At 71.3% G+C, this 25,627-nt stretch carries 21 protein-coding genes, 3 tRNA genes and 2 pseudogenes; 17 read left to right on the top strand and 9 right to left on the bottom strand.

Annotated elements, in window-relative coordinates; all coding sequences use genetic code 11:
* Positions 1 to 112: 112 nt before the first annotated feature.
* From J7E86_RS09050 to J7E86_RS09035, 4 genes are all read left to right on the top strand, one after another.
* Complete coding sequence (locus tag J7E86_RS09050; RefSeq protein WP_251018875.1) at positions 113 to 568, top strand: carboxymuconolactone decarboxylase family protein; 456 nt, start codon at positions 113 to 115, stop codon at positions 566 to 568.
* A 277-nt stretch (positions 569 to 845) separates the two neighbouring features.
* On the top strand, positions 846 to 2,063 hold the full coding sequence (locus J7E86_RS09045) for an MFS transporter (RefSeq protein ID WP_215081027.1): 1,218 nt from the start codon (positions 846 to 848) through the stop codon (positions 2,061 to 2,063).
* Positions 2,064 to 2,159: 96 nt separating this feature from the next.
* Positions 2,160 to 3,686 carry an FAD-binding oxidoreductase gene (locus tag J7E86_RS09040; protein WP_215081026.1) on the top strand — a complete coding sequence of 509 codons (1,527 nt, stop codon included), beginning with the start codon at positions 2,160 to 2,162 and terminating at the stop codon, positions 3,684 to 3,686.
* 312 nt (positions 3,687 to 3,998) lie between these two features.
* A complete protein-coding gene (locus J7E86_RS09035; protein ID WP_215081025.1) occupies positions 3,999 to 5,894 on the top strand; it encodes a helix-turn-helix domain-containing protein in 1,896 nt (631 codons plus the stop codon).
* A 24-nt stretch (positions 5,895 to 5,918) separates the two neighbouring features.
* Here the strand turns inward: J7E86_RS09035 and J7E86_RS09030 are convergent, their stop codons facing one another.
* Entirely contained in the window at positions 5,919 to 7,148 is a 1,230-nt protein-coding gene (locus J7E86_RS09030; protein WP_215081024.1) for a transposase, read from the bottom strand.
* 373 nt (positions 7,149 to 7,521) lie between these two features.
* Here J7E86_RS09030 and J7E86_RS09025 point away from each other — a divergent pair, with 373 nt between their 5' ends.
* From J7E86_RS09025 to J7E86_RS09015, 3 genes are all read left to right on the top strand, one after another.
* Positions 7,522 to 9,054, top strand: coding sequence for an FAD-binding oxidoreductase (locus tag J7E86_RS09025; RefSeq protein WP_215081023.1), 1,533 nt, complete (start codon positions 7,522 to 7,524; stop codon positions 9,052 to 9,054).
* 38 nt (positions 9,055 to 9,092) lie between these two features.
* Positions 9,093 to 9,824, top strand: a complete 732-nt coding sequence (locus tag J7E86_RS09020; RefSeq protein WP_215081022.1) for an alpha/beta hydrolase — start codon at positions 9,093 to 9,095, stop codon at positions 9,822 to 9,824.
* Positions 9,825 to 10,017: 193 nt separating this feature from the next.
* Complete coding sequence (locus J7E86_RS09015) at positions 10,018 to 10,365, top strand: STAS domain-containing protein (protein ID WP_215081021.1); 348 nt, start codon at positions 10,018 to 10,020, stop codon at positions 10,363 to 10,365.
* Positions 10,366 to 10,545: 180 nt separating this feature from the next.
* Here the strand turns inward: J7E86_RS09015 and J7E86_RS09010 are convergent, their stop codons facing one another.
* Positions 10,546 to 10,935, bottom strand: a complete 390-nt coding sequence (locus tag J7E86_RS09010) for an STAS domain-containing protein (protein ID WP_215081020.1) — start codon at positions 10,933 to 10,935, stop codon at positions 10,546 to 10,548.
* A 690-nt stretch (positions 10,936 to 11,625) separates the two neighbouring features.
* Between J7E86_RS09010 and J7E86_RS09005 the strand changes: the two genes are divergently transcribed.
* The 5 genes from J7E86_RS09005 to J7E86_RS08985 all read left to right on the top strand — a co-directional run bounded on the left by J7E86_RS09005 (position 11,626) and on the right by J7E86_RS08985 (position 15,302).
* The gene (locus tag J7E86_RS09005; RefSeq protein ID WP_215081019.1) at positions 11,626 to 11,790 is read left to right on the top strand and encodes a hypothetical protein; all 165 of its coding nucleotides are present in this window, start codon (positions 11,626 to 11,628) and stop codon (positions 11,788 to 11,790) included.
* Between the two features lie 10 nt (positions 11,791 to 11,800).
* Positions 11,801 to 12,094: a Dabb family protein gene (locus J7E86_RS09000; RefSeq protein WP_215081018.1), complete on the top strand. Its 294-nt coding sequence runs from the start codon at positions 11,801 to 11,803 to the stop codon at positions 12,092 to 12,094.
* Between the two features lie 334 nt (positions 12,095 to 12,428).
* Complete coding sequence (locus J7E86_RS08995) at positions 12,429 to 13,382, top strand: RNA polymerase sigma factor SigF (RefSeq protein WP_215081041.1); 954 nt, start codon at positions 12,429 to 12,431, stop codon at positions 13,380 to 13,382.
* Between the two features lie 187 nt (positions 13,383 to 13,569).
* Positions 13,570 to 14,403, top strand: a complete 834-nt coding sequence (locus J7E86_RS08990; RefSeq protein WP_087927110.1) for an RNA polymerase sigma factor SigF — start codon at positions 13,570 to 13,572, stop codon at positions 14,401 to 14,403.
* A 110-nt stretch (positions 14,404 to 14,513) separates the two neighbouring features.
* A complete protein-coding gene (locus tag J7E86_RS08985) occupies positions 14,514 to 15,302 on the top strand; it encodes a hypothetical protein (protein ID WP_215081017.1) in 789 nt (262 codons plus the stop codon).
* 22 nt (positions 15,303 to 15,324) lie between these two features.
* Here J7E86_RS08985 and J7E86_RS08980 read toward each other — a convergent pair whose 3' ends face one another.
* Entirely contained in the window at positions 15,325 to 15,534 is a 210-nt protein-coding gene (locus J7E86_RS08980; protein WP_215081016.1) for a hypothetical protein, read from the bottom strand.
* Positions 15,535 to 15,746: 212 nt separating this feature from the next.
* Here J7E86_RS08980 and J7E86_RS08975 point away from each other — a divergent pair, with 212 nt between their 5' ends.
* Positions 15,747 to 16,310, top strand: coding sequence for a MarR family winged helix-turn-helix transcriptional regulator (locus tag J7E86_RS08975; RefSeq protein ID WP_215081015.1), 564 nt, complete (start codon positions 15,747 to 15,749; stop codon positions 16,308 to 16,310).
* Between the two features lie 8 nt (positions 16,311 to 16,318).
* Positions 16,319 to 17,941, top strand: a pseudogene (locus tag J7E86_RS08970) (MDR family MFS transporter); the annotation flags it as partial.
* A 197-nt stretch (positions 17,942 to 18,138) separates the two neighbouring features.
* On the opposite strand, the gene J7E86_RS30890 reads toward J7E86_RS08970, so the two are convergent.
* The 3 genes and pseudogenes from J7E86_RS30890 to J7E86_RS08955 form a co-directional block, all read right to left on the bottom strand.
* A complete protein-coding gene (locus J7E86_RS30890) occupies positions 18,139 to 18,915 on the bottom strand; it encodes a TetR/AcrR family transcriptional regulator (protein WP_374223779.1) in 777 nt (258 codons plus the stop codon).
* Between the two features lie 518 nt (positions 18,916 to 19,433).
* Complete coding sequence (locus J7E86_RS08960) at positions 19,434 to 20,945, bottom strand: MFS transporter (protein WP_215081012.1); 1,512 nt, start codon at positions 20,943 to 20,945, stop codon at positions 19,434 to 19,436.
* 130 nt (positions 20,946 to 21,075) lie between these two features.
* Positions 21,076 to 21,414: pseudogene (locus J7E86_RS08955) on the bottom strand (winged helix-turn-helix domain-containing protein); the annotation flags it as partial.
* A gap of 192 nt (positions 21,415 to 21,606) precedes the next feature.
* Here J7E86_RS08955 and J7E86_RS08950 point away from each other — a divergent pair.
* Positions 21,607 to 22,491 carry a TIGR03620 family F420-dependent LLM class oxidoreductase gene (locus J7E86_RS08950; RefSeq protein ID WP_215081010.1) on the top strand — a complete coding sequence of 295 codons (885 nt, stop codon included), beginning with the start codon at positions 21,607 to 21,609 and terminating at the stop codon, positions 22,489 to 22,491.
* A gap of 140 nt (positions 22,492 to 22,631) precedes the next feature.
* Here the strand turns inward: J7E86_RS08950 and J7E86_RS08945 are convergent.
* From J7E86_RS08945 to J7E86_RS08935, 3 genes are all read right to left on the bottom strand, one after another.
* A tRNA-Met gene (locus J7E86_RS08945) sits at positions 22,632 to 22,705 on the bottom strand.
* 48 nt (positions 22,706 to 22,753) lie between these two features.
* A tRNA-Arg gene (locus J7E86_RS08940) sits at positions 22,754 to 22,826 on the bottom strand.
* A 289-nt stretch (positions 22,827 to 23,115) separates the two neighbouring features.
* A tRNA-Ser gene (locus J7E86_RS08935) sits at positions 23,116 to 23,206 on the bottom strand.
* Between the two features lie 313 nt (positions 23,207 to 23,519).
* On the opposite strand from J7E86_RS08935, the gene J7E86_RS08930 reads away from it, so the two are divergent.
* Both J7E86_RS08930 and J7E86_RS08925 read left to right on the top strand, forming a co-directional pair.
* A complete protein-coding gene (locus tag J7E86_RS08930) occupies positions 23,520 to 23,957 on the top strand; it encodes an SSI family serine proteinase inhibitor (protein WP_215081009.1) in 438 nt (145 codons plus the stop codon).
* Positions 23,958 to 24,160: 203 nt separating this feature from the next.
* Positions 24,161 to 25,627: PAS domain-containing protein (locus J7E86_RS08925; protein ID WP_215081008.1), on the top strand; the 1,467-nt coding region annotated here is incomplete at its 3' end.

The raw sequence follows: 25,627 nt of genomic DNA, 5'->3' as shown, positions 1-25,627 counted from the left end.
AGGTGGAGATCACTGCCCAGGCTCCCCCCCGGATCAGCGCTCGCATTGACCTTCGATTTCACCCGGGAATTGCACCACACTCCGGACCGATTGGCTGCCTAAAGTCATTCTCATGACGGTTCCCGAGCTCGACCAGCGCATGAACTTCACGAAGGCGGCACCGAAGGTCTTCAAGGCGATGATCGCCCTGGACACGGCCGCCCGCGCCGGACTCGACCCGACCCTCATCGACCTCGTGCAGATCCGTGCCTCGCAGCTCAACCACTGTGCGTACTGCATCGACATGCACACCAAGGAGGCGCGCAAGGCCGGTGAGAGCGAGGAGCGGATCTACCAGCTCAACGCCTGGCGCGCGGCAGGGCTGTTCACGGCGAAGGAGAAGGCCGCACTGGGCCTGACCGAGGCCGCCACGACGCTGGCCGACGGCGAGGTGCCGGACGCGGTCTACGCCGAGGCGGCCCGCCATTTCGAGGAACCGGAACTGGCCCAGCTCATCGCGCTGATCTTCACCGTCAACGCCTGGAACCGCATCGCGGTCCCGACCCGGAAGATTCCCGGTACCGAGTGACCGGCCGCTTCTACCGGTCGGCCCACGGCCTTTACGGCCTTTACCGGTCGCCCCACCGCTTTTACCGATCGCCCCATCGCTTTTACCGGACGGCCGCCCGCTTTTCCTGTCGGACGTCCGGCCGCTCCCCTTACTGACCTGCTCGTGGTCCCCGCGATGCACCGGGCGCGTCAGGCGCCCGGCTCCCGCCTCTCCCCGGCCGGTCACCACCACGGTGCCCGGCGGGCGGGCCGCGGCAATTCCCCCGATCACCGCTCGTGATGAAGGTTGTGAGGACTTGACCACTGTCGAATCATCGACCCCGGCCACCGACCACGGAAGATCACCGGTCAAGGGCTGGTTCGCCGTCGCGGCGGTCACCCTGGGCATCTTCTGCCTGATGACCTCCGAGCTGCTGCCGGTCGGCCTGCTCACCCCCGTCGGTGACGCCCTGGACGTCTCCGAGGGCACCGCCGGCCTGATGGTGACCGTCCCCGGCATCGTCGCCGCGCTCTCCGCGCCCGTCGTCACCGTGGCCACCGGCCGCATCGACCGCAGGCTCGTCCTCGGCATCCTGGTCGGCATGGTGGGCGCGGCCAACCTCGCCTCCGCCTTCGCCGACCACTTCGCGATCGTGCTGGCCGCCCGCTTCCTCGTCGGCATCGCGGTCGGCGGCTTCTGGGCCATCGCGGGCGGCATCGCGCTGCGCCTGGTGCCCGAGGAGCAGGTGGGCCGCGCCATGGCGGTCATCTTCGGCGGCGTCGAGACGGCCTCCGTGCTCGGTGTGCCGACCGGCACCCTGATCGGTGACCTCAGCGGCTGGCGCACGGCCTTCGCCGCCGTCGGCGGCCTGGGCCTGACCGCCCTGGTCCTGATGGTCTTCCTGCTGCCGCCGCTGCCGGCCTCCGAGTCCCTGACGTTCGCCGAACTGCCCAGGATCTTCAAGGACAACCGCGGTGTGCGGGTCGGCATCGCCATCACCTTCCTGCTGATCACCGGCCACTTCGTCGCGTACACGTTCGTCCGGCCGATCCTCCAGGACGCCGGGATCTCCGGCAGCCGGATCAGCATGATGCTGCTGATCTTCGGAGTCGCCGGCATCACCGGCAACTTCATCGCCGGCGCCAAGGTCGCCCAGCACGTCCGCACGATCGTGCTGACGATCTCCGTCGTCCTGACCGCCGCGATGGTCCTCTTCGCGGTCACCGGCGGCGGCATGGCCACCGGCATCGTCCTGCTGATCCTGTGGGGCCTGGGCTACGGCGCCGTGCCCGTGAGCCTGCAGACCTGGATCCTCAAGGCCGCGCCGGACGCCACCGAGGCCGCCTCCTCGCTGTACGTCTCGATGTTCAACTTCTCCATCGCGCTCGGCGCCCTGATCGGCGGGTTCGCCTTCGACCACCTCGCCATGACGAGCGTGCTGTGGATCGGCGCCGGCCTGGCCGTCCTCACCCTCGCGGTGGCGGGCGCCCGGACCAAGGGCCTGCTCTCCACCGAGCCCACCGCGGGTCACTGACCCGCCCCACAGACCCGCCCCCGCGCTTAATCCCCCGGAGCGCGGGGGCGACCCCCTCTCCCCCTCTTGTCCGTCCGCTGTCCGAAAGGCCCGACCATGTCTGCATCAGCGTCCCAGCCGTCCGTCGTGGGCACCGATGACCCGCGTTACGAGGACCTGGCCACGCGGGGCAACAACAAGCGCTTCACCGCCCGCCCCCGGGAGTTCCGGGTGGTGACCTCCACCGCCGAGGTCGTCGAGGCCGTGGGCGAGGCCGTCCGCGACGGCCTGAAGATCGCCGTCCGCAGCGGCGGCCACGGCTACGAGAACTTCACCGGCGACCCGGCCGTCCAGCTGGTCATCGACCTCGGGGAGATGCGGGCCGTCTCCTTCGACACCGGGCGCCGCGCCTTCATGGTCGAGCCCGGCGCCCGCCTCCTGGAGGACGTCTACGGCCCGATGTACGAGCGCTGGGGCGTCGCCGTCCCCGCCGGCAACAGCAACAAGGTCGGTCTCGGCGGCCACGTCCAGGGCGGCGGCTACGGCTCGCTGTGCCGCGCCCACGGCCTGATCGTCGACCACCTGTACGCCGTGGAGGTCGTGACCGTCGACGCGGCCGGCGAGGCCCGCGCCGTGATCGCCACCCGCGAGCCCGACGACCCGCACCACGACCTGTGGTGGGCGCTCACCGGCGGCGGCGCGGGCACCTTCGGCGTGGTCACCCGCTTCTGGTTCCGCAGCCCCGGCGCCACCGGCGACGACCCGGCCCACCTGCTGCCGCGCCCGCCGGCCGAGATGATCATCAGCACCGTGCTCTTCCCCCGGCCCGGTCTGGACAAGCCCGCCCTGCGCGCGCTGGTCGGCGCCTTCGGCCGCTGGCACGAGCGCAACAGCGCGCCGGACTCCCCGTACGCCCACCTCTTCAGCAGCCTGGTGCTGCTCGGGAGGAACCCGGACCCCGAGAAGGACATGGGGGCCGTGCTCGTCACCCACATGGACGCCGGCCGGCCCGGCGCCGAGCGGCTGCTCCAGGACTTCCTCGACGAGGTGACCGGCCGGGCCGGCCTCTCCCCCGTCGTCCTGCCGGCCGAGACCGTGCCGTGGACGGCGTCCAAGAAGGCGCTCGGCGACGCGCAGGACGCGGAGATCGGCCGGCAGAAGGTGAAGTCCGCCAACCTGCGCCGCTCCTTCAGCGACGACCAGGCCGACGCCCTCTTCGACTTCCTGAACGGCGACGGCCACGCCAACGACAGCAGCCTGGTGGCCATCGACTCCTACGGCGGCCGCGTCGGCGCCGTGGCGCCGGACGACACCGCGGTCGCGCAGCGCGACTCGGTGATGAAGGTGCTGTTCATGAACACCTGGCAGGACGCGGAGCACGACGCGGCCAACCTCGACTGGATGCGCCGCTTCTACGGTGCCGTGTTCGCCAAGACCGGAGGCGTGCCCGTACCGGGCGACGACCAGGACGGCTGTTTCATCAACTTCCCCGACACCGACCTGGCCGACCCGGCCCTCAACACCTCGGGCACCCCCTGGCACGAGCTCTACTTCAAGGACCACTACGCCCGGCTGAGGGACATCCGCGCGGCGTACGACCCGCGCGGCGTCTTCGGGCACGCGCTGTCGGTCCGTACGGCCTGATCACAGCGGTCCGGCCGGGCCGAACTCCCACTTGATCGGAATCACTTGCGAGAGGATCATTCCTGGTACACACCAACACCACGACTGTGCGCGGCGCATGACGCCGCCGGGGCAACCGTGCCCGGAGACCGATCGAACTCCGGGCACGGTTGACCGCTGCGCATTTTCTGGACCCGGCCGGATTCAACGGACTTATGAAGCCGTTGACTCGGCCATTACTCAATGCGTAGCTTCCGACATGTACGCCGCGTTCAGACTTTGCGTTGCACCACAGGGGGAGCACAGATGGGAAGCATTGCGTCGCAGGGGAGGATGACAGAGGCCAGTGCGTTCGCCGTCCTGGAGTTGCTGGCCGACGAGGCACCGATCGACCAATTCGAATCACTGGTGGAGGAGGCCCGCTGGCGCGGCACCACCGGTGCCGAACTGGCATTTCTCGAAAAAGCCAAACGGCTCGGCATGGCGATCTACGCCCAGGTCGAGCGGCGCCAGCGAAAGGAGGCCAGGCTCTCCGCCTTCATCGATACGGCACGCAGCCTGGCCAATACCCAGGACCTGCCCGAACTGCTTTCCACGCTGGCCCGCCAGGCGCGCCAGCTCTTCGATGTCGACCTGGCCTACGTCACGTCGTTCGACAGAACTCCCGGCCTTGTTTCCATCAGTGCCTTCGACGGCCACACCAGCGCATTGACCACCGGCCTGACCATCCCCGACGACGCCACCATGAGCAGCGGGCCCACCCCTTTCTGGACCCCCGACTACGCGGCCGACGAGCGGGTCGGGCACAGCCGGGCCGTCGATCGCCTGATGCGGTCCGAGCGCATACGGGCGCTCATGTCGGTCCCGCTGAACGACGGCGCCCGGCCCGTCGGCACCCTGTACGTGGCCAGCCGGAGCATGCGTTACTTCACCGCTGGCGAGGTCTCGCTCATGGGCTCGCTCGGCGAGCTCGCCGGAGTCGCCATCGGCAAGGCGCGGTTCCTGGAACACGCCGCCGACGTGATCACCGAGCTGAGGGAGCACAAGGCCGGGGTGCGCGGCGCGCAGGAGATCACCGCCGTCCACGGCCGGCTGATGGACGTGGTCCTGGGCGGCGGCGACCTGCGCACCCTGGCCGCCGAGGCCGCCACGGGCCTGAACGGCGCGGTGCGGATCCACGCACCCGACGGCGCGGTCCTGGCCACGGCCGGCGAGATGCCGGCGGAGGCCGAGGCCGACGCGGTGCGCGCCCTGGTCGAGGCGCACGTGCCGCGCGAACCCGCGCTCCTGGACGGCGGCCTGTGGGCGGCGCCGGTCCTGGCGGGCGACGAGGATCTGGGCACCCTGCTGCTGAGCCCGCGCCACCCCCTCGGCGAGCATGACGTCCGGCTGCTCGTGCTGGTCACCCAGGCCATCGCGGCCCTGCTGCTCCTGCGCCACAGCCACGACGAGGCCGCCCTGGGGCACGACCGCGACTGGCTGCTGGAGGACCTGCTGGCCAGCCCGCAGCGGCCGGCCGAGCAGTTCCAGGAGCGCGCGGGCCGGCTCGGCATCGACCTGAGCCGGCCGCACGTGGTCGTCGTCGCCCGGCCCGGCGGCGAGCCCCAGGACAAGCTGGCCATCTGGGCCTCCTCGTACGCCCGTCGCCGGGGCGGCCTGAAGAGCATGCACGCGGGCTGCGCCGTCCTCCTGCTGCCGGGCACGGACGCCACCGCGGCCGCCGAGCAGGTCTCGCGGGGGCTGGCGCCGCTCCTCGACCAGCCGGTGACCGTGTGCGCGTCGGGGCCGGTCGAGGCGGGCCGGGACATCGCCGGCGCGTACGAGGAGGCGCTGCGCTGCCTGGAGGCGATGATCGCGCTGGGTGCCACCGGCGGCTTCGCCTCGGCCCGCGAGCACGGCTTCCTGGGCGTCCTGCTCTCGGACACCCACGACGTCGAGGGGTTCATCCGGTCGATGATCGGCCCGCTGGCCGACTGCGACGCCCGGCGCTACACCGAGTACACCCGCACCCTGGACGCCTACTTCGACGCCCGGGGCAGCATCACGCAGACCGCCGAGCGGCTGCACGTCCATCCCAACACGGTCGGCCGCCGGCTGGAACGGGTCAGCGAGCTGTTAGGGGCGGGCTGGCAGCAGTCGGAGCGGGCGTTCGAGATCCAGCTCGCCCTGCGGCTGTCGCGGATCCAGCACGTCCTGCGGCGCCGCCGCCCCGTACCGGCCGGCGGCTGAGGCGGCCCGGGGCCGGGGCGCCGGTCAGACGGCGTACCCCAGTCCCGTGCGCCCGGCCCGGCCCAGCGCGGTGACCGCGTGGGCGGCGGAGGCGAGCGTGACGTGCCGGTGCCACCCCTTGTAGGAGCGTCCCGTGTAGTCCCGCATGCCCACCTGGTCGGAGATCTCGGCGAAGTCGCGGTCGACCCGGCGGGTCATCTTGCTGAGCTGCATCAGGGCGACCGGGTGCAGTGAGGTCATGTCGGTGAGCCAGAGCGCCGTGGGGGACGACTGGCCGTTCTCCCACTCGCCCATCAGCCGCAGGTCCCCCATGCCGGCCGGACCGAGGACGCGGACCGGCCGCGGCACCCGGGCCGGCATCCGCACCCGCACGCTGGCGGCCATGCTGGTGCGCAGCGTCTCGGCCGGGTCGTGGTCGGACCACATCACCGGGCGCCGCATGCCGGCGGCGGCGCTCATGATCTGGTGCGCGGGGACCCCCTCGGCCCGGCAGCCGGGCAGGGCGGGGTCGGCCGCCGTCAGCCGGAAGGTGTTGCTGACCCGGACCAGCAGCGGGACGCCGGCCGCTCGCAGCCGCCGGACGATGGCCGCGGTGTCGGTCTCCGGCGCGTCGAGGACGAGCGGGCGGACGGGCACCTTCCAGTCGGCGAGCATCTCCAGGTAGGCCCCGACCGCGCAGTCGCCCAGGGACTCGGGGACCGTGCCCTCGGGTATCGAGGCGCGGGCCCGCCGCTCGTCGTCCTCCAGCCAGTCCTCCGACAGGTGCAGCCGCCAGTTGACGGGGCTGGCCATCTCGTCGGACGCGGCCCAGACTCCGATGGCCTGCTGGGCGTTGAGCACCTGGCCGAGCGCGGGGAAGAAGCGCCGGTCGACGCCGACGGAGTGCCGGCCGCCCTTCGGGATGACCATCGGACGCACCACCCACGCCTGCGGCGGCGCGATGCGGTTCACGTGCCGCACGAGTGCCTGGCGCACCGGTGCCCAGTCCCAGATCGAGCTGGAGATGAAATGGTGCATGCTCTGTTCGGTGGCCGAGCCGCCGATCAGCGCGGCGATGTTCCGTATGGTTTTCCGGCCCTGCCCGCCGAGAAGTCCCCGGAGATATTCCAGGCCCTTTCGGCGCTGGTCGCTCCGGGGCAGGGTGGCAAAGAGTTCCGAACAGAGTTCGGTGAGCATCGCGTCATAGGCCCCGGCGTACTTCGGTGCGTGCGACTGCCTTCTTACGTCGTCCGGGTACAGGGCAACAGTGCTCATTGCAATCCCTATCTCGACTGATCGGGTATCCGTCTCGAAGTGGCTCCTCCACAGTGTCGGTTTCCGCCGTCGGCGCCTAGGTGCGCGAACCACCGGGCTCACCACGCGGGTGGTGGATGTTCCACCACCACTCACGCTGCGTGAAGAAAACGGGCCGGCTCTGACTCTCCGCCGCCGAAAAAGCATGGAATTCGGCCTTCCGGAAAGCGACTTGACTGACTTCGGTCAGCGCCAGGAATAAACCTGGAGTTCCGCCGACCGGCTGCATACCGTCCCTCCGGATACGCGTTGCCGGCCTTCTCCGCCATGGCCGGAAAGCGCGTTGACACTTTCGTCCCGCACCGCGCGGGGCCCACGGGGGAGGTCTCTTCAAGTGATCAGCAGACGAACGATCGTCGGAGCCGGCGCCGGACTCGGCGCCGTCGGCGTGCTGGCGGCCGGCGCCGCCGGCCTGCCGGTCCTCGGCTCCGCCTTCGCCACCGGCTCCCCCTGGACCCGGCTGCGCGAGAAGCTGACCGGCGATCTCGTCCTGCCCTCGGACGCGAACTACGCGGTCGCCAAACAGCTCCAGCTCTCGCAGTACGACGTGATCGCGCCGCAGGCCATCGCCTACTGCGAGACCGGCGCCGACGTCGCCGCCTGTGTGCGCTTCGCGCAGGACCAGCACCTCGCCGCCACCGCCCGCAGCGGCGGCCACAGCTTCGCCGGCTACTCCACCACCCCCGGCCTGGTCATCGACGTCTCCCGGCTCAACGGCGTCCGCACCGGCCGCTCCACCGTCCGGCTGGGCCCCGGCTGCCAGGGCGTCGACGTCGTCACCGCCCTGGACCCGTACGGCATCCAGGTCGCGGGCGGCACCTGCCCGACCGTCGCCGCCGGCGGCTGGCTGCTGGGCGGCGGACTCGGCCCGCACGCCCGGAAGTTCGGCATGGGTTGCGACCGGCTGGTCTCCGCCCAGGTGGTGCTGGCCGACGGCACCCTCAAGCGCTGTTCCGAGCACGAGAACGCGGACCTCTTCTGGGCGCTGCGCGGCGGGGGCGGCGGCAACTTCGGCATCGTCACGGAGTACGAGGTCCGGCCCACCCAGCTGCCCTCGATGGTGGTCTTCAGCCTGGTCTTCCCCTGGGCCGCCGCGGCCGACACGATCCAGGCGTGGCAGCGGTGGATCGCCTCCGGGGCCCGCGAGCTCGCCGCGGAGCTGTTCGTCCAGCTGTCCACCGACGACCCTGCCGGCACCGAGCCGACGGTCCAGGTCAGCGGCACCTACGCGGGCACGTCGGCGGAGTGCGACCTGGCCGTCGGCAAGCTCCTGGCGGCGGTCGGACACCAGCCGGTCTCCCGTGAGGCGACCGAACTCCCCTACCGTGCGGGAATGATGAAGGTCTTCGGCTGCGCCGACAAGAGCGTGCCCCAGTGCCACCGGGTCGGCTACTCGCCACAGGCCCAGCTGCCGCGCGACAACTTCGTCACCGGCCGCAATCTGTACTTCACCGGGCCCTGGACCCGGCAGGCCACCCAGGAAGCCCTCGCGGCCTTCGGCGCCGACATCCAGAAGGGTCAGTACCGCTTCCTGGGCTTCTTCGCCTACGGCGGCCAGATCAACACCGTGGATCCCAAGGCCACCGCCTTCGTCCACCGTGACGTCCTCTTCGAGACCGACTACCAGATCGGCCTCACCACACCCGCTCCCGCGCAGCCGGCGAAGGACGCCGCACAGGCATGGGTCAACGGCGGCTACGCGGCCCTCGACCCCTACTCCAACCACCGTTCGTACCAGAACTACATGGACCCGGCGCTGCGCAACTGGCGCGAGGCGTACTACGGGCAGAACTACGCCCGCCTCCGGTCGGTCAAGCGGACCTACGACCCGCACGGCTTCTTCCGCTTCGCCCAGGGCATCGACTGACCGACCGAAGCGGCGTACCCGAGCTTAGAGTTACGGGTGTGACCACTGAGCTCGAAGTGATACGCACCCTCGTCCGGGGGACCAACGGCAAGGCCATCGACGTCCACGCACCCGCCGGCGCCGGTCACGCGACCGCGCCCGCGGTGCTGCTCTGGCACGGCATGGGCCCGGACGAGCGGGACGTGCTCGCCCCTGTCGCGGAGGCCGTAGCGGCGCGCGGCCGGGTGGTCTTCGTCCCCGACTGGCGCTCTGACGCCGCCGACGGCGGTCGCGCGCACCTGCTCGACTCGCTCGCCTACGTCCGCGACCACGCGGCCGGCCACGGCGGGGACATTGGGCGGCTCGTGGTCGCGGGCTGGTCGGCGGGCGCCGGAGCGGCGGTGGCCGTCGGCCTGCGCCCCATTCTCCCCGGCGGCCCGCGCCCGGCCGCCGTCGTCGGCATCGCCGGCCGGTACGACCGGCCGGCGCGCACCACGGGGACGGCCCCGGCGGACGACGTGGCCGACGGCCTCCCGGACGGCCCGCCCGTACCCGTGACGCTGGTGCACGGCACGGAGGACGAGATCGCGGAGGTCGGCGTCGCACGGGAGTTCGCGGCCGTGCTGCGCGCGCACGGCAGGCCGGTACGCCTGACGGAAGCGGCCACCGACCATGCCGGGATCGTCATGAGCGCCTACGACCCGGCACGGAACCGCCTGCGCCCGGACACGGCCGGGCACGCGCTGAGCGGCGGGCGGGTCACGATCGAGGCACTGGTGGCGGCCGGCTGAGGCCCGGACGGGGGCGGGAATTCTACCGGCGCGGCAGGCCCCTTCACCCGAATGTCCTCGCTTTTACTTGGAGACGACGCCGAATGTGGTGGAATTCTCTCGGCCCAACTGAATCGAGAAGCACCGAAGAAGACGGAGAAGATCGATAATCAGCTTTCTCCAGGTCGCCAGGCAGCATCCTGAAGAGGACCTCATGAAGGTGCCCACCCGCGTCATGTCCGTCCACTGCGTGGTGACCTTCCCCGACGTGGTCGACATCGAGAACGCACCCGGGATACGCGACGCCCTGCGCACCGCCATTCGCACGCACGGCGATGTCTGCCGCACGCTGGTCGCCGATCTCTCGGCGTCCCGTTTCGCCACGGCGACCGCGCTCTCGGTGCTGGTCGAGGCCAGAAACCTCGCGCGGACCAAGGGAATGGCGCTGTACGTGGTGGCCCCGGCCCCGCTGACGAGGAAGGTCTTCACGCTGACGGGACTGCGTGAGGTCATGCCGCTCTACCGCAGCCTGGACGAAATGCCCCTGCCTCCGGCGGGCTGAGCGGTGTCGTGTGCACCCCCGCTGCGCGGTGGTGTCCTCAAACGCCGGACGGGCTGAAGGTGGCTGAACCCAGCCGAATCAAGCCCGTCCGGCGATTGAGGACGCGCCCGCAGGGCGCCCGCCGCCGCAGGCGGCCACGCGGCAAAGACGGCCCGCAGCCGAAGACCCGCCGCGCACCGCCTAGGCCGGCACACTGCCATCCCGCGGCTCCGCGCCCCCGGCATCAGCCCGTACGGCCGGAAACACGTCCACGACAGTGAACCCGCTCTCGACCCCGGCGATCCGCATGACCCGGGACACCCGTGGCACGCCCCGTACGAGCCTGAGCCGGCCACCGCGGCTGTTCACCCGGTGACGGGCTCTCAGCAGCAGCCGCAGACCGCTCGCGTCCAGAAAGGTCACCCGGCGGAGATCGATGACGATATCCGCCCGGAAGCGTTCCGTCAGCGTGTCCACGCGCGGACCGAGCAGCTGATCCGCCAAAATATCTATTTCTCCGAGCAGTTCAATGATGATCGCACCGCATGCCACGCGCTCGCGCAAGGCAAAGGCGGGCTCGTCCGCGCCCATGTGGTCCCTCACCGACCTCCCTCGGCCGCATATGCCGTCTACCTTTCTGGTGCCCCGGCAGTAGGGGAATCTCACCTTCGTCGCAAAGCTGTGATCGCACCGATGGGACGAACGACGGGAAGAGAGGAAGATCGGCGACCGCCGTCCGGGGGAGACGGGCGAATACCGGGAGCACTGAGGGGCTCAGGCGCGCGGCGGGGTGAGGTGATGCGCGCGGGGCGCGCGGCGCGACCGGCGGCCGGCGGAAGGCGCGGGCCCGGGAGGGGCGGGGCAAAAAGCGCGGCGGCGGGGGCGGGGTCGGGGTCGGAAAGTGCGGGACGGGGGAAGCGGCGTCCGGGGGGACAAGCCGCTTCCCCCGACGAGGACATGCCTCCAAGCACGGGCCGCGGTCGGGGGGAAGCGCGGCCCGGACCCCGCAGTGAGGTCATGTCCCCGGCCCGGCGGATTCCTGCCAGATCCGGGGGCCACGCCCTCCATCCTGCTCCCCCGCCGGAGCGCGACGCGCGGCCGAAGGGCCCGCCTTGCCGGGCCTTTGGTCCTTAAAGGCCCGGTGAGGAGGGCCGCTCCGAGGCCACCTCCCGGCATTCGGCCATACGTGCGGTTAGACTCTCGCGACCGTAGCGACGGCGGTGACAGAAGCGACCGCAGCGACCGTCGAGGCACCGGGGACAACAGGGGAGGCCGCGCGCCGTGGACAAGGCGAAGAAGATCGCGCTCTACGCCGTCATCATCTTTGTGGCATACACGATCATCCACTCCCCCGCCCGGTCGGCCGAGCTCGTCCAGATAGGGTTCGAGGGCATCTCGGACGCCGCCAAGAGCGTCGGCGAGTTCATGACCCAGCTGATCAACTGAGGGCAGACCCGTGATCCGTCACCTCGTCCTGTTCAAGCTCAACGAGGGCGTCGAGCGCGACGACCAGCGCGTCGTCGCCGGCGTGCAGGCGTTCGAGAAGCTCGGCCAGGCCATCCCCGACCTGCGGTTCTGGGAGTGCGCCTGGAACATCTCGGACCGCCCGATCGCCTATGACTTCGCGATCAACTCCGCCGTCGAGGACGCCGCCGCGCTCCAGCGCTACCTCGACCACCCCGCCCACCAGGCGGGCGTCGCGCAGTGGCGTGAATTCGCCACTTGGGTGATCGCCGACTACCCGTTCTGAGCGGTTCTCGCGGTCCCCTCCGACCTCGGTCGACACTCCGTTCCAGACCAGCCACAGCAGGCCCTCCGCCGCCCCGGCGGAGGGCCTGTTTCGCGCCAACACGGCGTTATGCGGTGCTTGCACACAGTGCACATGTCTTGTGATGCTATGACCGCTTTTGCCGGATGAGTTGACCGTGAAGGGTGGCGTGACCGTGTCGGCCCGTACCGTCCCAGAAGCCACTCCCGAGACCGCCGACGGGACCGTCCCCCGGTCCGCCACTCCCGCCGCCGCCACGACCGCCCGCAGGGCGGCTCCGGCGGGCGCTTCCGCCGAGCCCGCGGCCACCGCCGAGGTGAGAGCCGCGGACGCCCCCACGACCCCTTCTCCGGCCCCTCCCGAGGCCCCCTCCGCGGAGCCTCCCGCGACCGCTCCCGGCGACACCGGCGCCAACACCGCGGAGGCCGCCCCGGAGGCCGCCCCGCCGGCCGCCCGCGCCGCCGAGCCCCCCGACCCGTCCGACACCGCCGACGGCCATCCCAGGAGCCGCGGCGCGGACGCGAGGGCCCTGACCCAGGTGCTCTTCAAGGAGTTCGTCACCCTGGAGCCCGGCACGCCGGAGCACACGCGCGTACGCGCCGCCCTGATCGAGGCCAACCTCCCCCTCGTGCGCTACGCCGCCGCCCGCTTTCGCAGTCGCAACGAGCCCATGGAGGACGTGGTCCAGGTCGGCACCATCGGCCTCATCAACGCCATCGACCGCTTCGACCCCGACCGGGGGGTGCAGTTCCCGACCTTCGCCATGCCCACCGTCGTCGGCGAGATCAAGCGCTACTTCCGCGACAACGTCCGCACCGTCCACGTCCCGCGCCGGCTGCACGAGCTGTGGGTCCAGGTCAACGGCGCGAGCGAGGACCTGACGGTGCTGCACGGCCGCACGCCCACCACCTCGGAGATCGCCGAGCGGCTGCGGATCCCGGAGGAAGAGGTGCTGGCCTGCATCGAGGCCGGCCGGTCGTACCACGCCACCTCGCTGGAGGCCGCCCAGGAGGGCGACGGACTGCCGGGACTGCTGGACCGGCTCGGCTACGAGGACCCGGCCCTCGCCGGGGTCGAACACCGCGACCTCGTGCGCCACCTGCTCGTCCAGCTGCCGGAGCGCGAACAGCGCATCCTGCTGCTGCGCTACTACAGCAACCTGACCCAGTCGCAGATCAGCGCCGAGCTGGGCGTCTCCCAGATGCACGTGTCCCGGCTGCTGTCCCGCAGCTTCGCCCGGCTGCGTTCCGCAAATCGAATCGATGCCTAATCCTCAAGGGTGACGGGCCCTGATGTCAGTGGGCAGATATGTCGACTTGACGCTACAGCGTGTTGCCGACATGTGACATTCTGCTGGAACTGCGTTTGCCACAGCCCGGCCTCCGGTATTCAGGTGGAGGCTGAACCCCTCGCACGAGGGTGTTGCTGTGACCCGTCCGCGACCTCAAGGGGGTGGCATGTCCGTAGACCTGGGCAGCGCGAAGGTGCTCGCCAACGACGCACCGCACGCCGTGCTCGACGACTGCGAAGCCATCGACACCCGCACCCTCTCCCGCTCGCTCTTCCTGCGGCTCGCCGCGCTCGACAGGGACAGCGCGGAGCGCACGTACGTCCGCGACACCCTCATCGAGCTCAACCTCCCCCTCGTGCGGTACGCCGCGGCCCGCTTCCGCAGCCGCAACGAACCGATGGAGGACATCGTCCAGGTCGGCACCATCGGCCTGATCAAGGCGATCGACCGGTTCGACTGCGAACGCGGGGTGGAATTCCCGACCTTCGCGATGCCGACCGTCGTCGGGGAGATCAAGCGCTTCTTCCGCGACACCAGCTGGTCCGTGCGCGTGCCGCGCCGGCTCCAGGAGCTCCGGCTGGCCCTGACCAAGGCCAGCGACGAGCTCGCCCAGAAGCTCGACCGCTCGCCGACCGTCCCCGAACTGGCCCTGTGCCTGGGCGTCTCGGAGGACGACGTCGTCGACGGTCTGGCCGTGGGCAACGCCTACACCGCCAGTTCACTGGACTCCCCCTCGCCCGAGGACGACGGCGGCGAGGGCTCCCTCGCGGACCGCCTGGGTTACGAGGACAGCGCGCTGGAGGGCGTCGAGTACCGCGAGTCGCTCAAGCCCCTGCTGGCCAAGCTGCCGCCGCGCGAGCGGCAGATCATCATGCTGCGCTTCTTCGCCAACATGACGCAGTCGCAGATCGGCGAGGAGGTCGGCATCTCACAGATGCACGTCTCGCGGCTCCTGACGCGGACGCTGTCCCAGCTCCGGGAAGGGCTGATCGCCGACTGAGCCGGCGGTACGGCGGTACGGACGACCGGGCCGTAACACGGGGGCCTCGTCCGTATCCGTATCCGCTGCGGGATATGTACACCTGACGGACCGTCAGCCACACTGGGCCGATGCGACGGAAGACGATCGTCTCCGCCTCCGCCACCGCCGGAGCCGCCGCACTCGCCCTGGGCGCACTGCTCGCCGGATGTGGCGGAAGCGACCGCGACGGCTATGTCGCGACGGGGGCCGCCGGACCCGGTTCGTCCCGCTCGGTGGACGGGGCCGTGCCACCGAAGGGGGGCGTGGAGCTGGTCCCGCTGGACGGCGGCACAACCGGACCTTCAGGTTCCGCATCTGCCTCCGGAAGCTCCCCCGCGCCGGACCCCTCGAAGACTTCTCCCCCGCCCCCGCCGAGCCCCTCGGGGCCGCCGACGACCTCGGCAGGCAACCCCGGCCATCCGGCCGCGCGCACACCCGGGCGCCCCGGCGGCACGGCCGACGGCTCCACACCCTCCGCGCCTCACCGCGACCCGGCCGGCGGCAACGGACCGTCGCACCCCTCCGCACCCTCGGACCCTTCGCCCTCGGCGAGCGGCACCCGCCCCGGCCGGCCCGCGAGCATCACCGTGGGAACGCCGCGCCGCACCCCCGGCACATGGCCGTGGTGCGAGGAGGTCACCGTCCCGTTCACCAACACCGGAGACCGCCCGGCCACCGCGGGCACCGTCACCTTCGGCACCCACGTCATCGGCCCGCTCGGCACCGACTGGGCGACGGTGTCCTCCACCCGTCCGCTCCCCGCGCCGATCGACGCGGGGAGGACGGTGGAGAAGACCTGGACGGTATGCGTCGACGTCTGGCGCATACCGCCGGGGATGAGGATCGAGACGCGGGACGTGTCGGCGGTGTGGTCGTAAGGGAAACGGTTCTACGGGGCCGTCAGCCGAGCGCGAGCCACGCCACGGCCGCGATCACCGCGATCGCGACGACCACGCCGACGATCACCCCGGCCCGCGGGCCGGAAGAAGGGGCGGGAGCCGGAGCCGCGGCCCGGCGGGGCGTGCCCTCGTCGACGAAGGCGCGGAACATCTGAGTGCTGCCCGCGGGGTCGTAGCTGCCCTCGGGGTTCTGCTGATGGGGGTTGGCCATAGGCCAGGACCCTAGCGAAGTGGGCGCGGCCCCCGCTCGCCGGGCCACCCCTGCGCCACGACCGCGCCGCACCCACTCCGACCTGGCGCTTTACATCCCGCCGGAGATGTCTTGAGGGTTCCTTTACCCGGAAAGGAACGATTTCGTTTGCCTTCAGCAACCAATCACTGCTTCTATGGTTGCCCTAAGCAACCGAAGCTGGAGGTGTCGGCGTGGCCGCGCAAGAGCAGTACGAGGAGCTCGGCCGGCAGCTCGGTGCCGTGGTCGCCGTCCGGCGCGACCTCGGCCGGCTGCTGCCACCGGAGTGCTCGCCCGCGTCTGCCGGGCTGCTCGCGCTGCTGCGCCAGAACGGCGAGATGCGCATGGGCAGACTGGCCGAACTGCTCGCCATCGACATGTCAGTGACGAGCCGTCATGTCGCGTACGCCGCCGATCACGGCTGGCTGGAGCGGCACCCCGACCCGGCCGACAAGCGGTCGCGGCTGCTGAGCATCAGTCCCCGCGGCGAGGAGCTGCTGGCCGAGGTGTCCGCCCGCTACACGCAGGCGCTCGCCGTGTGCCTCAAGGACTGGTCGGACGACGACGTGAGCCGCCTGAACGAGCTGCTGGCCCGACTGCGCGAGAGCTTCGGCGACTGCCGCGGCAGCGCGCACCAGCCGGCCGCGCACCACGAGCGGGCCGGCTGCGGAGCGGCCCCACCCGCCCGCACACCGGTCGGTGCGTCCGTCGGTGCGTCCCTCCGGGACACCATCCCCTACCAGGAGATACAGGAGTAACGAACTCAATGGCTAAGACCACACCCGCCGGTGTGGGGGGCGGCCACGCCAAGCACGGAGGCCACGCCGGCTCCGACGCCCCCATGACGCACCGGCAGATCATGGAGGCGCTGTCCGGGCTGCTGCTCGGCATGTTCGTGGCGATCCTGTCCTCGACGATCGTCTCCAACGCCCTGCCCGAGATCATCTCCGACCTCCACGGCAGCCAGTCCTCGTACACCTGGGTCGTCACGGCCTCGCTGCTCGCGATGACCGCGTCCACCCCGCTCTGGGGCAAGCTCTCCGACCTGTTCAGCAAGAAGCTGCTGGTCCAGATAGCCCTGATCATCTATGTCGCCGGTTCCGTCGTGGCGGGTCTCTCGCAGAACACCGGCACCCTGATCGCCTGCCGTGCCGTCCAGGGCATCGGCGTCGGCGGTCTGTCGGCCCTCGCGCAGATCGTGATGGCGGCGATGATCTCCCCTCGTGAGCGCGGGCGTTACAGCGGTTACCTCGGCGCCACCTTCGCCGTCGCGACCGTCGGCGGTCCGCTGCTCGGCGGCGTCATCACCGACACCGACTGGCTCGGCTGGCGCTGGTGCTTCTACGTGGGTGTGCCGTTCGCCGTGATCGCGCTGATCGTGCTCCACAAGACGCTGAAGCTCCCCGTGGTCAAGCGGGACGTGAAGGTCGACTGGCTGGGCGCGTTCTTCATCACCGCGTCGGTGACCCTGCTGCTGGTCTGGGTGACCCTGGCCGGCAAGAACTACGACTGGATCTCCTGGCAGACCTACACCATGGTCGCCGGCTCGGTCCTGCTCGGTGCGATCTTCCTCTTCGTCGAGACCAAGGCGTCGGAGCCGATCATTCCGCTGCGCCTGTTCCGCAACAAGACGATCACCCTGTCGTCGGTCGCGAGCCTCTTCGTCGGCGTCGCGATGTTCAGCGGCACCGTGTTCTTCTCCCAGTACTTCCAGCTCGCCCGCGGCAAGTCGCCGACGATGTCGGGCGTGATGACGATCCCGATGATCGGCGGACTGTTCCTGTCGTCGACGATCTCCGGCCAGGTCATCACCAAGACCGGCCGCTGGAAGGCGTGGCTGGTCTCCGGCGGCGTCCTGCTCACGGCGGGCCTCGGACTGCTGGGCACGATGCGGTACGACACCCCGTACTGGCACCTGGCGATCTACATGGCGCTGGTCGGCCTCGGCATGGGCATGATGATGCAGAACCTGGTGCTCGCCTCGCAGAACCAGGTCGCGCCGCAGGACCTCGGTGCCGCCAGCTCCGTCGTCACCTTCTTCCGCTCCCTCGGTGGCGCGGTGGGTGTCTCGGCGCTCGGCGCGGTGCTCGGCAACCGCGTGACGGACTACGTCAAGGACGGCATCACCGCGCTCGGCCCGCAGGCCGCGGCGGCCGCCTCCAAGGGCGGCTCGGGCGGCGGCATCCCGAAGCTGGACGCCATGCCGGCCCCGATCCGCACGGTCTTCGAGAGCGCCTGGGGCCACGGCGTGGGCGATGTCTTCCTCTACGCGGCGCCCTGCGCGCTGCTGGCCTTCATCGTCACGCTCTTCATCAAGGAGGTCACGCTGAAGGGCCGCCCCGGCGGCCACCCGGCGACCTCCGACCAGGCGTCGGCCCCGGCCGGCGCGGAGCCGGCCCGGCAGGCCGGCTGACAGACCCCGTCGGCGGGGTGCGCGCTACGAGCGGAGACGCGCACCCGGCCGGCGGCCCCGGGAACGGAACGGCAAACGAGGTTCCCGGGACAACGGCCCCGGTGGCGGCGCGCGTAAAGGCAGGGGACGGCCTGCGCGCCCCCACCGGGGCCGATGACTTTTCCGGGCCGGGGTCAGCCCTGCAAACGGTCCCGCATGGCCTCGACCCCGGCGATCACCGTGTCGAGCGCGAAGGCGAAGTCCCGTTCCAGGTTCTCGGAGACGCTCTGGCCGCTGCGCTGCTCCAGCAGCCCGGCCGTCTCCTGGTAGGACTCGGTGAACTCCTCGGTCTTCATGAGGGCGTCGGTGACCTGCTGGTGGTACTCGTCCATGGTCACGCCCGTCTCCTGACAGCGCTCCCGGTGCACGGCCTCGACCGAGCTGAAGCCGTAGACGAACTGGAAGACGGCCCCCAGCGCCCCGCCGATGCGCTCGGGCGGCAGGCCGCTGCGCCGCATGACGGCGAGGGCCGCGTCGCCGAACGCCAGGGAGCGGGGACCGACGTTGAGGTACCGGCCGAGCAGCTGCGCCACCCAGCGGTGGGTGGTGAGGACCTTGCGGTATTCCAGGGCGAGCCGGCGCAGCTGTACGCGCCAGTCGACGCTCTCGTCGGTCACGTCGGGGACGGCCATCTCGCCGCACACCTGGTCGAGGGCGAGTTCGAGGAGGTCGTCCTTGTTGTCGACGTACCAGTAGACGGACATGGCGGTCACACCGAGATCGGCGGCCAGCCGCCGCATGGAGAACTTCGCCAGCCCCTCGGCGTCGAGCAGCCGCACGGTGGCGGCCACGATGCGCTCCTTGTCGAGCGCGCCCGCGTCCCCCGCGTCCCCCTTACGCCGAGAGGCGGCCGGAGCCTTCCCCAGCCAGACACTCTCCCAAGGCCGCCCGGCGCCCCTCCCGCTCACGATGTTCTCCTCACAGCTGCTGATACCCCGAATGCTAGGCCCTTGCCGGGCGCGAATTGTCTGGACGGACCCGCGGGTCCGCCGCACGGCGCAGGTCGGCGGTACGAGCGGCCCGAGGCCGGTTGGGCACCGCCGGACACGACCGCGGTGGTGCACCACCGCAGCGGCGGGAGGGGGGTGGCGGGGCACCTCCGAACCGGCAGCGGCGAGGCCACCTCCGGACCCCGCCATCCCGGCCGCGACGGCGCGAACGCCACACGGCGCCGCCCGGCGGTGCCAAGACGGCCGAAGCCGGTCCGGCACCGCCGGACACCACCGCAGCGGCGGAAGAGGGTGCCGGGGTCACCTCCGGACCCCGCCACCCCAGCCGCGACGGCGCGAACCCCCGTACCCCGCCACCACGACACACCCGCACGGAAACCAACCCCGCCACCCCATCCCGCCGCAACGGCGCGAACCCCACACACCGCCGCCCGGCGGTGCCCCGCAGCAGCGCGAGGGACGGGGGGACCCCAAGGCACTCACCCGCCCGCCGGCACGGCCCCCCGCTCCGCCCTGCGCAAAAGCACCGCCGCCAGAACGCCACCCGCCAGCACCGCCGCCGCCCCGACCAGCTGACTCGCCTGCACGCCGGAGGCGAACGCGTCGGAGATCGCCGCGCGCTCGGACGCCGTGCGGGCGTGGGACAGGGCCGCGGGAAGCGAACCCGCCCCGGCCGCCACCGCGGGGATCAGCGCGGCGAAGCGGGAGTTGAGGACCGCGCCGAGGACCGCGACGCCGAGGCCGTTGCCGCATTCCTGGAGCGTGCCGTTGACGCCCGCGCCCACGCCCGCCTTCTCCGGCGGGATCGCGGACATGATCGCGTTGGCCATGGCCGGCATGGACAGCGCGATGCCGATGCCCATCAGGATCAGCCCGACCAGCATCCCGCCGTACCCATCGGCGCCCAGCACCGCGATCGCCGCGAGGCCCGCCGCCAGCAGGCCCATGCCGCCCGCGATCGCGACCGGCGTGCCCACTTTCGGCAGCAGCCGCGCACCCACGCCCGTCAGGTTGAGGACGACGATCACCAGCGCCAGCGGCGACATCCGCAGACCGGTCTGCAGGGGGTCGTAGCCGAGCACCAGTTGCAGGTGCTGCGCCAGCAGGAAGAACGAGCCGCCCATCCCGAAGGCCACCAGGATGGACCCCGAGACCGCGCCCACGAACCGGCTGTTGCGGAAGAAGTGCATGTCCAGCATGGGGAACGGCACCCGCCGCTCCCACAGCGCGAACGCGGCCAGCACCACCGCACCCACCGCGGCGGGCACCAGCACCCGCACCGACGTCCAGCCGTACTCCGGCCCCGAGATGATCGCGAAGGTGACGCCCGTCATGCCGATCGTGGACAGCAGCGCGCCGAGCAGGTCGGGACGGTCACCGGACGGGTTCTTCGACTCGGGTACGAGCTTGACGACGGCCACCAGCCCGAGCAGCGCCACCGGCACGTTGATCAGGAAGATCGAACCCCACCAGAAGTGGTTGAGCAGCGCGCCTCCGATCAGCGGCCCGGCCGCGAAGCCGAGCGAACTCACCGCGCCCCACAGCCCGATCGCCTTCGTCCGCTCGTCCGCGTCGAAGACCTGCACGATCACGGCCAGCGTCGTGGTCATCAGCAGCGCGCCCCCGATGCCCATCCCCGCCCGCGCGGCGATCAGCTGGCCGGTGGTCTCGGATATGCCGGCGCTGAGGGAGCCGAGCCCGAAGAGCGCCAGGCCGACCGCGAGCATCTTCTTGCGCCCGTAGCGGTCCGCGGCGCTGCCGGCGGTGAGCAGGAGCCCCGCCTGGACCAGCGAGTAGGCGTTGATCATCCACTGGACGTCGGAGGTCGCGGCTCCCATCTCCTTCGTGAGGGAGGGGATCGCCACGGTGAGGACCGTGTTGTCGAGGAGCACCGTGAGCTGGGCGAGACAGATGACACCGAGGACCACCCAGCGGACGGGATTGCGCTGAGGTGCTCCTTCGGCGGTGGATTCGAGTGAACCAGCGGACATCGCGGTCACGAGGACGGCCCCCTTGTACGGCGTAGAACAACCAACCGCCGTACACCGTACAAGGCCGCCTCTACGTCGTACAAGGACTATTTCCGGCCATCCACTACCGGCCATCCGCTCCCGGCCGTTGCTACCGGCCGTCCCCCACCGGCCGGATGAGATACCCGACGCCCCGCCGCGTGTGGATCATCGGCTCCCGCCCGGCGTCGACCTTGCGCCGCAGGTAGGAGATGTAGAGCTCGACGATGTTGGGGCGGCCGCCGAGGTCCCGGTCCCAGACCCGGTCGAGGATCTGCGACTTGCTCAGCACCCGGCAGGGATTCCGCATGAGGAACCGCAGCAGCTCGAACTCCCGCCCCGTCAGCCGGATCTCCGCACCGCCCCGGGACACCCGGCGGCCGGCCTCCTCCAGGACCAGGTCGCCCACGACCAGCACCCCACCGCCGGCCGGCGGGACGGCGCGGGACCGGTACGGCGCTGCGGGGCGGGTACGAGCGGCGGTCGAGGTCATGTCGACGAGCGTGCGCGCGGCGACTGAGAGGACCCTTTCGACCATCTGTGAGTCCGCTGAGAATCCCGCCCCTCACCCGGGCGCCCCGGTGGCCGTCACCCGTCCGGCCCGGCGGGGAATAACCGGAAAACCCCTCCGGTTGTCGCGCGCATGGCACACACCACAGAACTGGGCAGGATCGGCATCTGGAGCGTCGCACTCCGGGCGGAGGACCCAGCGAAGTTCGGCGAAGTCGGCGACGCGGCGGCCGAATTGGAGGAGCTCGGTTACGGCACCCTCTGGCTCGGTGGCAGTCCCTCCCTCGCCGAGGCGGCACGGCTGCTGGAGGTCACGGGCCGGGCGGCCGTCGGCACCAGCATCACCTCCATCTGGCAGCACGAGGCGGCCGACGTCGCGGCACAGTACGCCGCGCTCGCGCCCGGCCGCCGGGAGCGCCTCGTCGTCGGTCTCGGTGTCAGCCACGGCCACCTGGTCGAGGGCTACACCAAGCCGTACTCCGCGATGAAGGAGTACCTGGACGCCCTGGACGCCGCCCCCGCGCCGCTGCCCGCCGGACAGCGGATGCTGGCCGCCCTCGGCCCGAAGATGGTGCGGCTCGCCCGCGACCGCGCGGCGGGCGCCCTGCCGTACCTCGTCACGGCCGAGCACACCGCCCGGGCCCGCGAGGCGCTCGGCGACGGCCCGCTGCTGGCCCCCGAGCTGAAGGTCGTGCTCGACCCCGACCTCTCCCGCGCCCGCGAGACCGCCCGCGCCTACCTCGGCTTCTACCTGCCCATGCCCAACTACACCAACAATCTCCTGCGTCTCGGCTTCACCGAGCAGGACTTCGAGGGCAACGGCAGCGACCGGCTGCTCGACGCGGTCTTCGCCCTCGGCGACGCCGCGGCCGTACGGGCCCGCGTGGACGAGTTCCTGGCGGCCGGCGCGGACCACCTCGCCGTCCAGGTCGTACGGCCCGCGTCCGAGGGCGGGGCCGGCGGCCTCCCGCGGGCCGAATGGCGCGCGCTGGCGGAGGCCCTGCCGCTGAACGGCTGACCGCGCCAGGGGGTGGGGTGGGGGACGGGTACCGGGGGCGCATCGCAGCCCGTGCCCCCCCCGTACCCGAAAGGCACCGGCACGCGTGCGGGAACGACACAGGCCCGGCACTCTTTCGAGTGCCGGGCCTGTGTTCTGAGTAGCGGGGACAGGATTTGAACCTGCGACCTCTGGGTTATGAGCCCAGCGAGCTACCGAGCTGCTCCACCCCGCGACGGTCGAGTAATCGTATCCCATTGAAGGGCTACCGAAAACTCGGCTGTGCGCTCGGCAGGATTCGAACCTGCAACCTCTTGATCCGTAGTCAAGTGCTCTATCCGTTAAGCTACGAGCGCTCGGCTTCCCGGCGGTTTTTCCTGCCGGTCGGCGTTGCGTGGACAACATTACATGAACTCCGCCGGGACGCGAAATCCATTACCCGCACCCATGGTGACCTGCGGAAACGCCACTTTGAGCACCCCCGGGCGAGCCCCTGCGCAAGATCCCGGAACGCCGCCCGGGACCGGCCCCCAGACCCGTCCCGAGACCCTTCCTGAGACCCCTCGGGCACCCTCCCCGATCGCCTCGGCCGCACCATGCGAAAAGCCCCGGCCGTCTTACGACGACCGGGGCTTCCGGCACCTGCGGAGGCGGAGGGATTTGAACCCTCGATGGGATTTAAGTCCCAAACCGCATTAGCAGTGCGGCGCCATAGACCGGACTAGGCGACGCCTCCAGCTCACTCACGCATGCGCGAGTGGTGCGTGCAGATGATGACACAGCCTTGCGGCCCGCCACCAATCGCTCCCTACGGTACCGGGCTTTCACCTGCGGGGGCAAAGACGTTTTCCGGTGCGCAACGCGTTGCCGTCCGGCGCGTTAGACGGGTGAAGGGTCCGGTCGGCCCCTTCCGGCCCTCCGGCCGGCCGGATCGTCCGATCTTCTCCCGTGCTCCCCCTCTACCCACCCGACCCCATTCCGACTCCTCCGACTCCCTCCGGCCCCCACCGACTCCCCCGAGCCCCGTCCGAACCCGTCTGGAGCCCCCCATGCCGTTCCGCCGCCTCGCCCTCGCCGCCGCCGCGCTGGCCCCCGCCCTGCTCGCGCTCCCCACCGCCTCGGCGGCCCCCCTGCCGCTCCCCGAACGCGCCGGCGACCACCTCACGGTCACCGTCTCCGACAGCGGCGCCTTCGACGGCACGCACGAGCTCTACTGCCACCCGACGCGCGGCAACCACCCCTTCGCCAAGGAGGCGTGTGCGGAGCTCGACGGCCAGGTCAGATGGGGCCAGGAGCTCTTCGCGCCCGTACCGGAAGGCTCGACCTGCACGCTGATCTACGGCGGACCGCAGCGGGCCCATGTGACCGGCACCTGGGCGGGCCAGCCGGTGAAGGCCGACTTCAACCGGACGAACGGGTGCGAAATCGCCCGCTGGAACCAGTTTTCCACCCTGTTCGGCAAGCAGGAGAGCTCACCCAAGGGCTGACACGAGAGGCATGTCCGGCCTTGCGGCAGGACGCCCCGGAGCGGCCCGTGACGCGCCTCGCCGCAGGCGTCGTCCGCCGTCGCCCCCGCCCCGACAGCCCGTAGACTTCCCACCAGTGACACGCCACGGGAGCGCCACAGCATGACAAATGGTGCCGCCCGGCGCGGTCGGCAAGGTGCGGTAACCAGGGAGGAAGCGTCGTCGTGAGCAGCAGGCCATCCCGAGGCGCTGCTCGCCTCGCAGCCATACTCGACGCCCTCCCCGATGCCCTGTTGCTCGTCAACTGCAACGGCACGGTCGTCAACGCCAACCACATAGCGCTGGAGACCTTCGAGGTCCCCGGCACCGGACTCGTGGGCCGCGGACTGCTCTCGCTGCTCCCCGACTTCGACTCGCGGCGCATCCCCGGCTCGATGCGGCTCCCGGACAGCGACGACGGGCGCACCAAGCCGACCCGGATGATGGCCCGGCGCACGGACGGCTCGGAGTTCCCCGTCGAGGTGACCAGCGCCAACCTGGAGGACGGCCGGACCCCGTACGCCGACCACTCCTCGTACACCGGTGACGAGCTGCTCATGCTCGTCGTCCGCGACCTGACCGGGACGCTCGACACCGAGGCCGAACTCGCCCGGCAGCAGCGCCAGACCGAGATGATCCTGCGCGCGGCCGCGGAGGGCGTCGTCGGCGTCGACATCGACGGCAAGGTCGTGCTCGTCAATCCCTCCGCCGCGCAGATCCTCGGCTACCGCGCCAGCGACCTCGGCGGCAAGGAGCTCCACCCCCTCATCCACCACTCGCGGCCGGACGGCACGCCCTTCCCGTACGACGAGTCGCCCATCGCGGACACGCTGCGCTCCGGGCGCAAGCACCGGGTGCGCGGGCAGGTGCTGTGGGCGAAGGACGGGCGCGCGGTGCCCGTCGACATGACGACCGCGCCCGTGCGCGACGGCGATCAGCTGGTCGGCGCGGTGATGACCTTCACCGACCGGCGCTCGCACGACGCGCTGGCGGCGCGCCACGCCCAGCTGCTGGCCGTCCTGGAGAGCTCGCTGCGCGGGCCGCTGGAACAACTGCGCGGCGAACTCGGCACGCTGGCCGCCGACCCGGCCGGCCAGCTGTGGCCCGAGGCCAACCAGATCCTGCATCACCTTTCCGCCGGATACGCGCGGATGACGGCTCTTGTCGACAATGTCCTGGCTTATCAGCGGCTGGACGCGGGCGAGGCCCGGCTGGAGAAGGAGAAGGTCTCCCTCGACGAGGTCGTGGCGGCCGGGGTCGAGGGCGCGATCGAGCTGATCGGCCCCGGGCGGGCGCAGTTCGCGGTGCACGCGCCGCCGATCGAGGCCGAGGTCGACGCGGAGCGGTTCGCCCAGGCGCTCGCGCACCTGATCGCGGACGTCGCGGGCGTCGACGCGACCGGCAGCACGGTGTCGCCCGCGGCGGGCTCGGGCGACTCGACGATCGTGGTCGCCGCGGCCCAGCGCGGCGAGGTCGTCCGCATCGAGGTCCGCGGCCCGTTCGCCGGTGGCGACCCGGTCCACGAGCCGATCGTGCGCGGCATCGTGCGCGGTCACGGCGGCGTGCTCCAGACGCATGACGTGCCGGGTGCCTCCGGCGGCAGCGCGTACGTCCTGGAGGTGCCGGTCTCGGCGCAGGCCGGCCCGGTGACC

Source organism: Streptomyces sp. ISL-11 (genome assembly GCF_018614525.1).
Taxonomy (GTDB): Bacteria; Actinomycetota; Actinomycetes; order Streptomycetales; family Streptomycetaceae; genus Streptomyces.
Note: the sequence above shows the minus strand (reverse complement) of the source record. Positions and strands in the feature narration are given on the sequence as shown.

Coding starts and splice junctions, on each gene's coding strand:
- J7E86_RS09050 (WP_251018875.1), top strand. CDS start 113: ATGACGGTTCCCGAGCTCGACCAGCGCATGAACTTCACGAAGGCGGCA.
- J7E86_RS09040 (WP_215081026.1), top strand. CDS start 2,160: ATGTCTGCATCAGCGTCCCAGCCGTCCGTCGTGGGCACCGATGACCCG.
- J7E86_RS09035 (WP_215081025.1), top strand. CDS start 3,999: ATGACAGAGGCCAGTGCGTTCGCCGTCCTGGAGTTGCTGGCCGACGAG.
- J7E86_RS09030 (WP_215081024.1), bottom strand. CDS start 7,148: ATGAGCACTGTTGCCCTGTACCCGGACGACGTAAGAAGGCAGTCGCAC.
- J7E86_RS09015 (WP_215081021.1), top strand. CDS start 10,018: ATGAAGGTGCCCACCCGCGTCATGTCCGTCCACTGCGTGGTGACCTTC.
- J7E86_RS09010 (WP_215081020.1), bottom strand. CDS start 10,935: ATGGGCGCGGACGAGCCCGCCTTTGCCTTGCGCGAGCGCGTGGCATGC.
- J7E86_RS08990 (WP_087927110.1), top strand. CDS start 13,570: ATGTCCGTAGACCTGGGCAGCGCGAAGGTGCTCGCCAACGACGCACCG.
- J7E86_RS08985 (WP_215081017.1), top strand. CDS start 14,514: ATGCGACGGAAGACGATCGTCTCCGCCTCCGCCACCGCCGGAGCCGCC.
- J7E86_RS08980 (WP_215081016.1), bottom strand. CDS start 15,534: ATGGCCAACCCCCATCAGCAGAACCCCGAGGGCAGCTACGACCCCGCG.
- J7E86_RS08960 (WP_215081012.1), bottom strand. CDS start 20,945: ATGTCCGCTGGTTCACTCGAATCCACCGCCGAAGGAGCACCTCAGCGC.
- J7E86_RS08950 (WP_215081010.1), top strand. CDS start 21,607: ATGGCACACACCACAGAACTGGGCAGGATCGGCATCTGGAGCGTCGCA.
- J7E86_RS08930 (WP_215081009.1), top strand. CDS start 23,520: ATGCCGTTCCGCCGCCTCGCCCTCGCCGCCGCCGCGCTGGCCCCCGCC.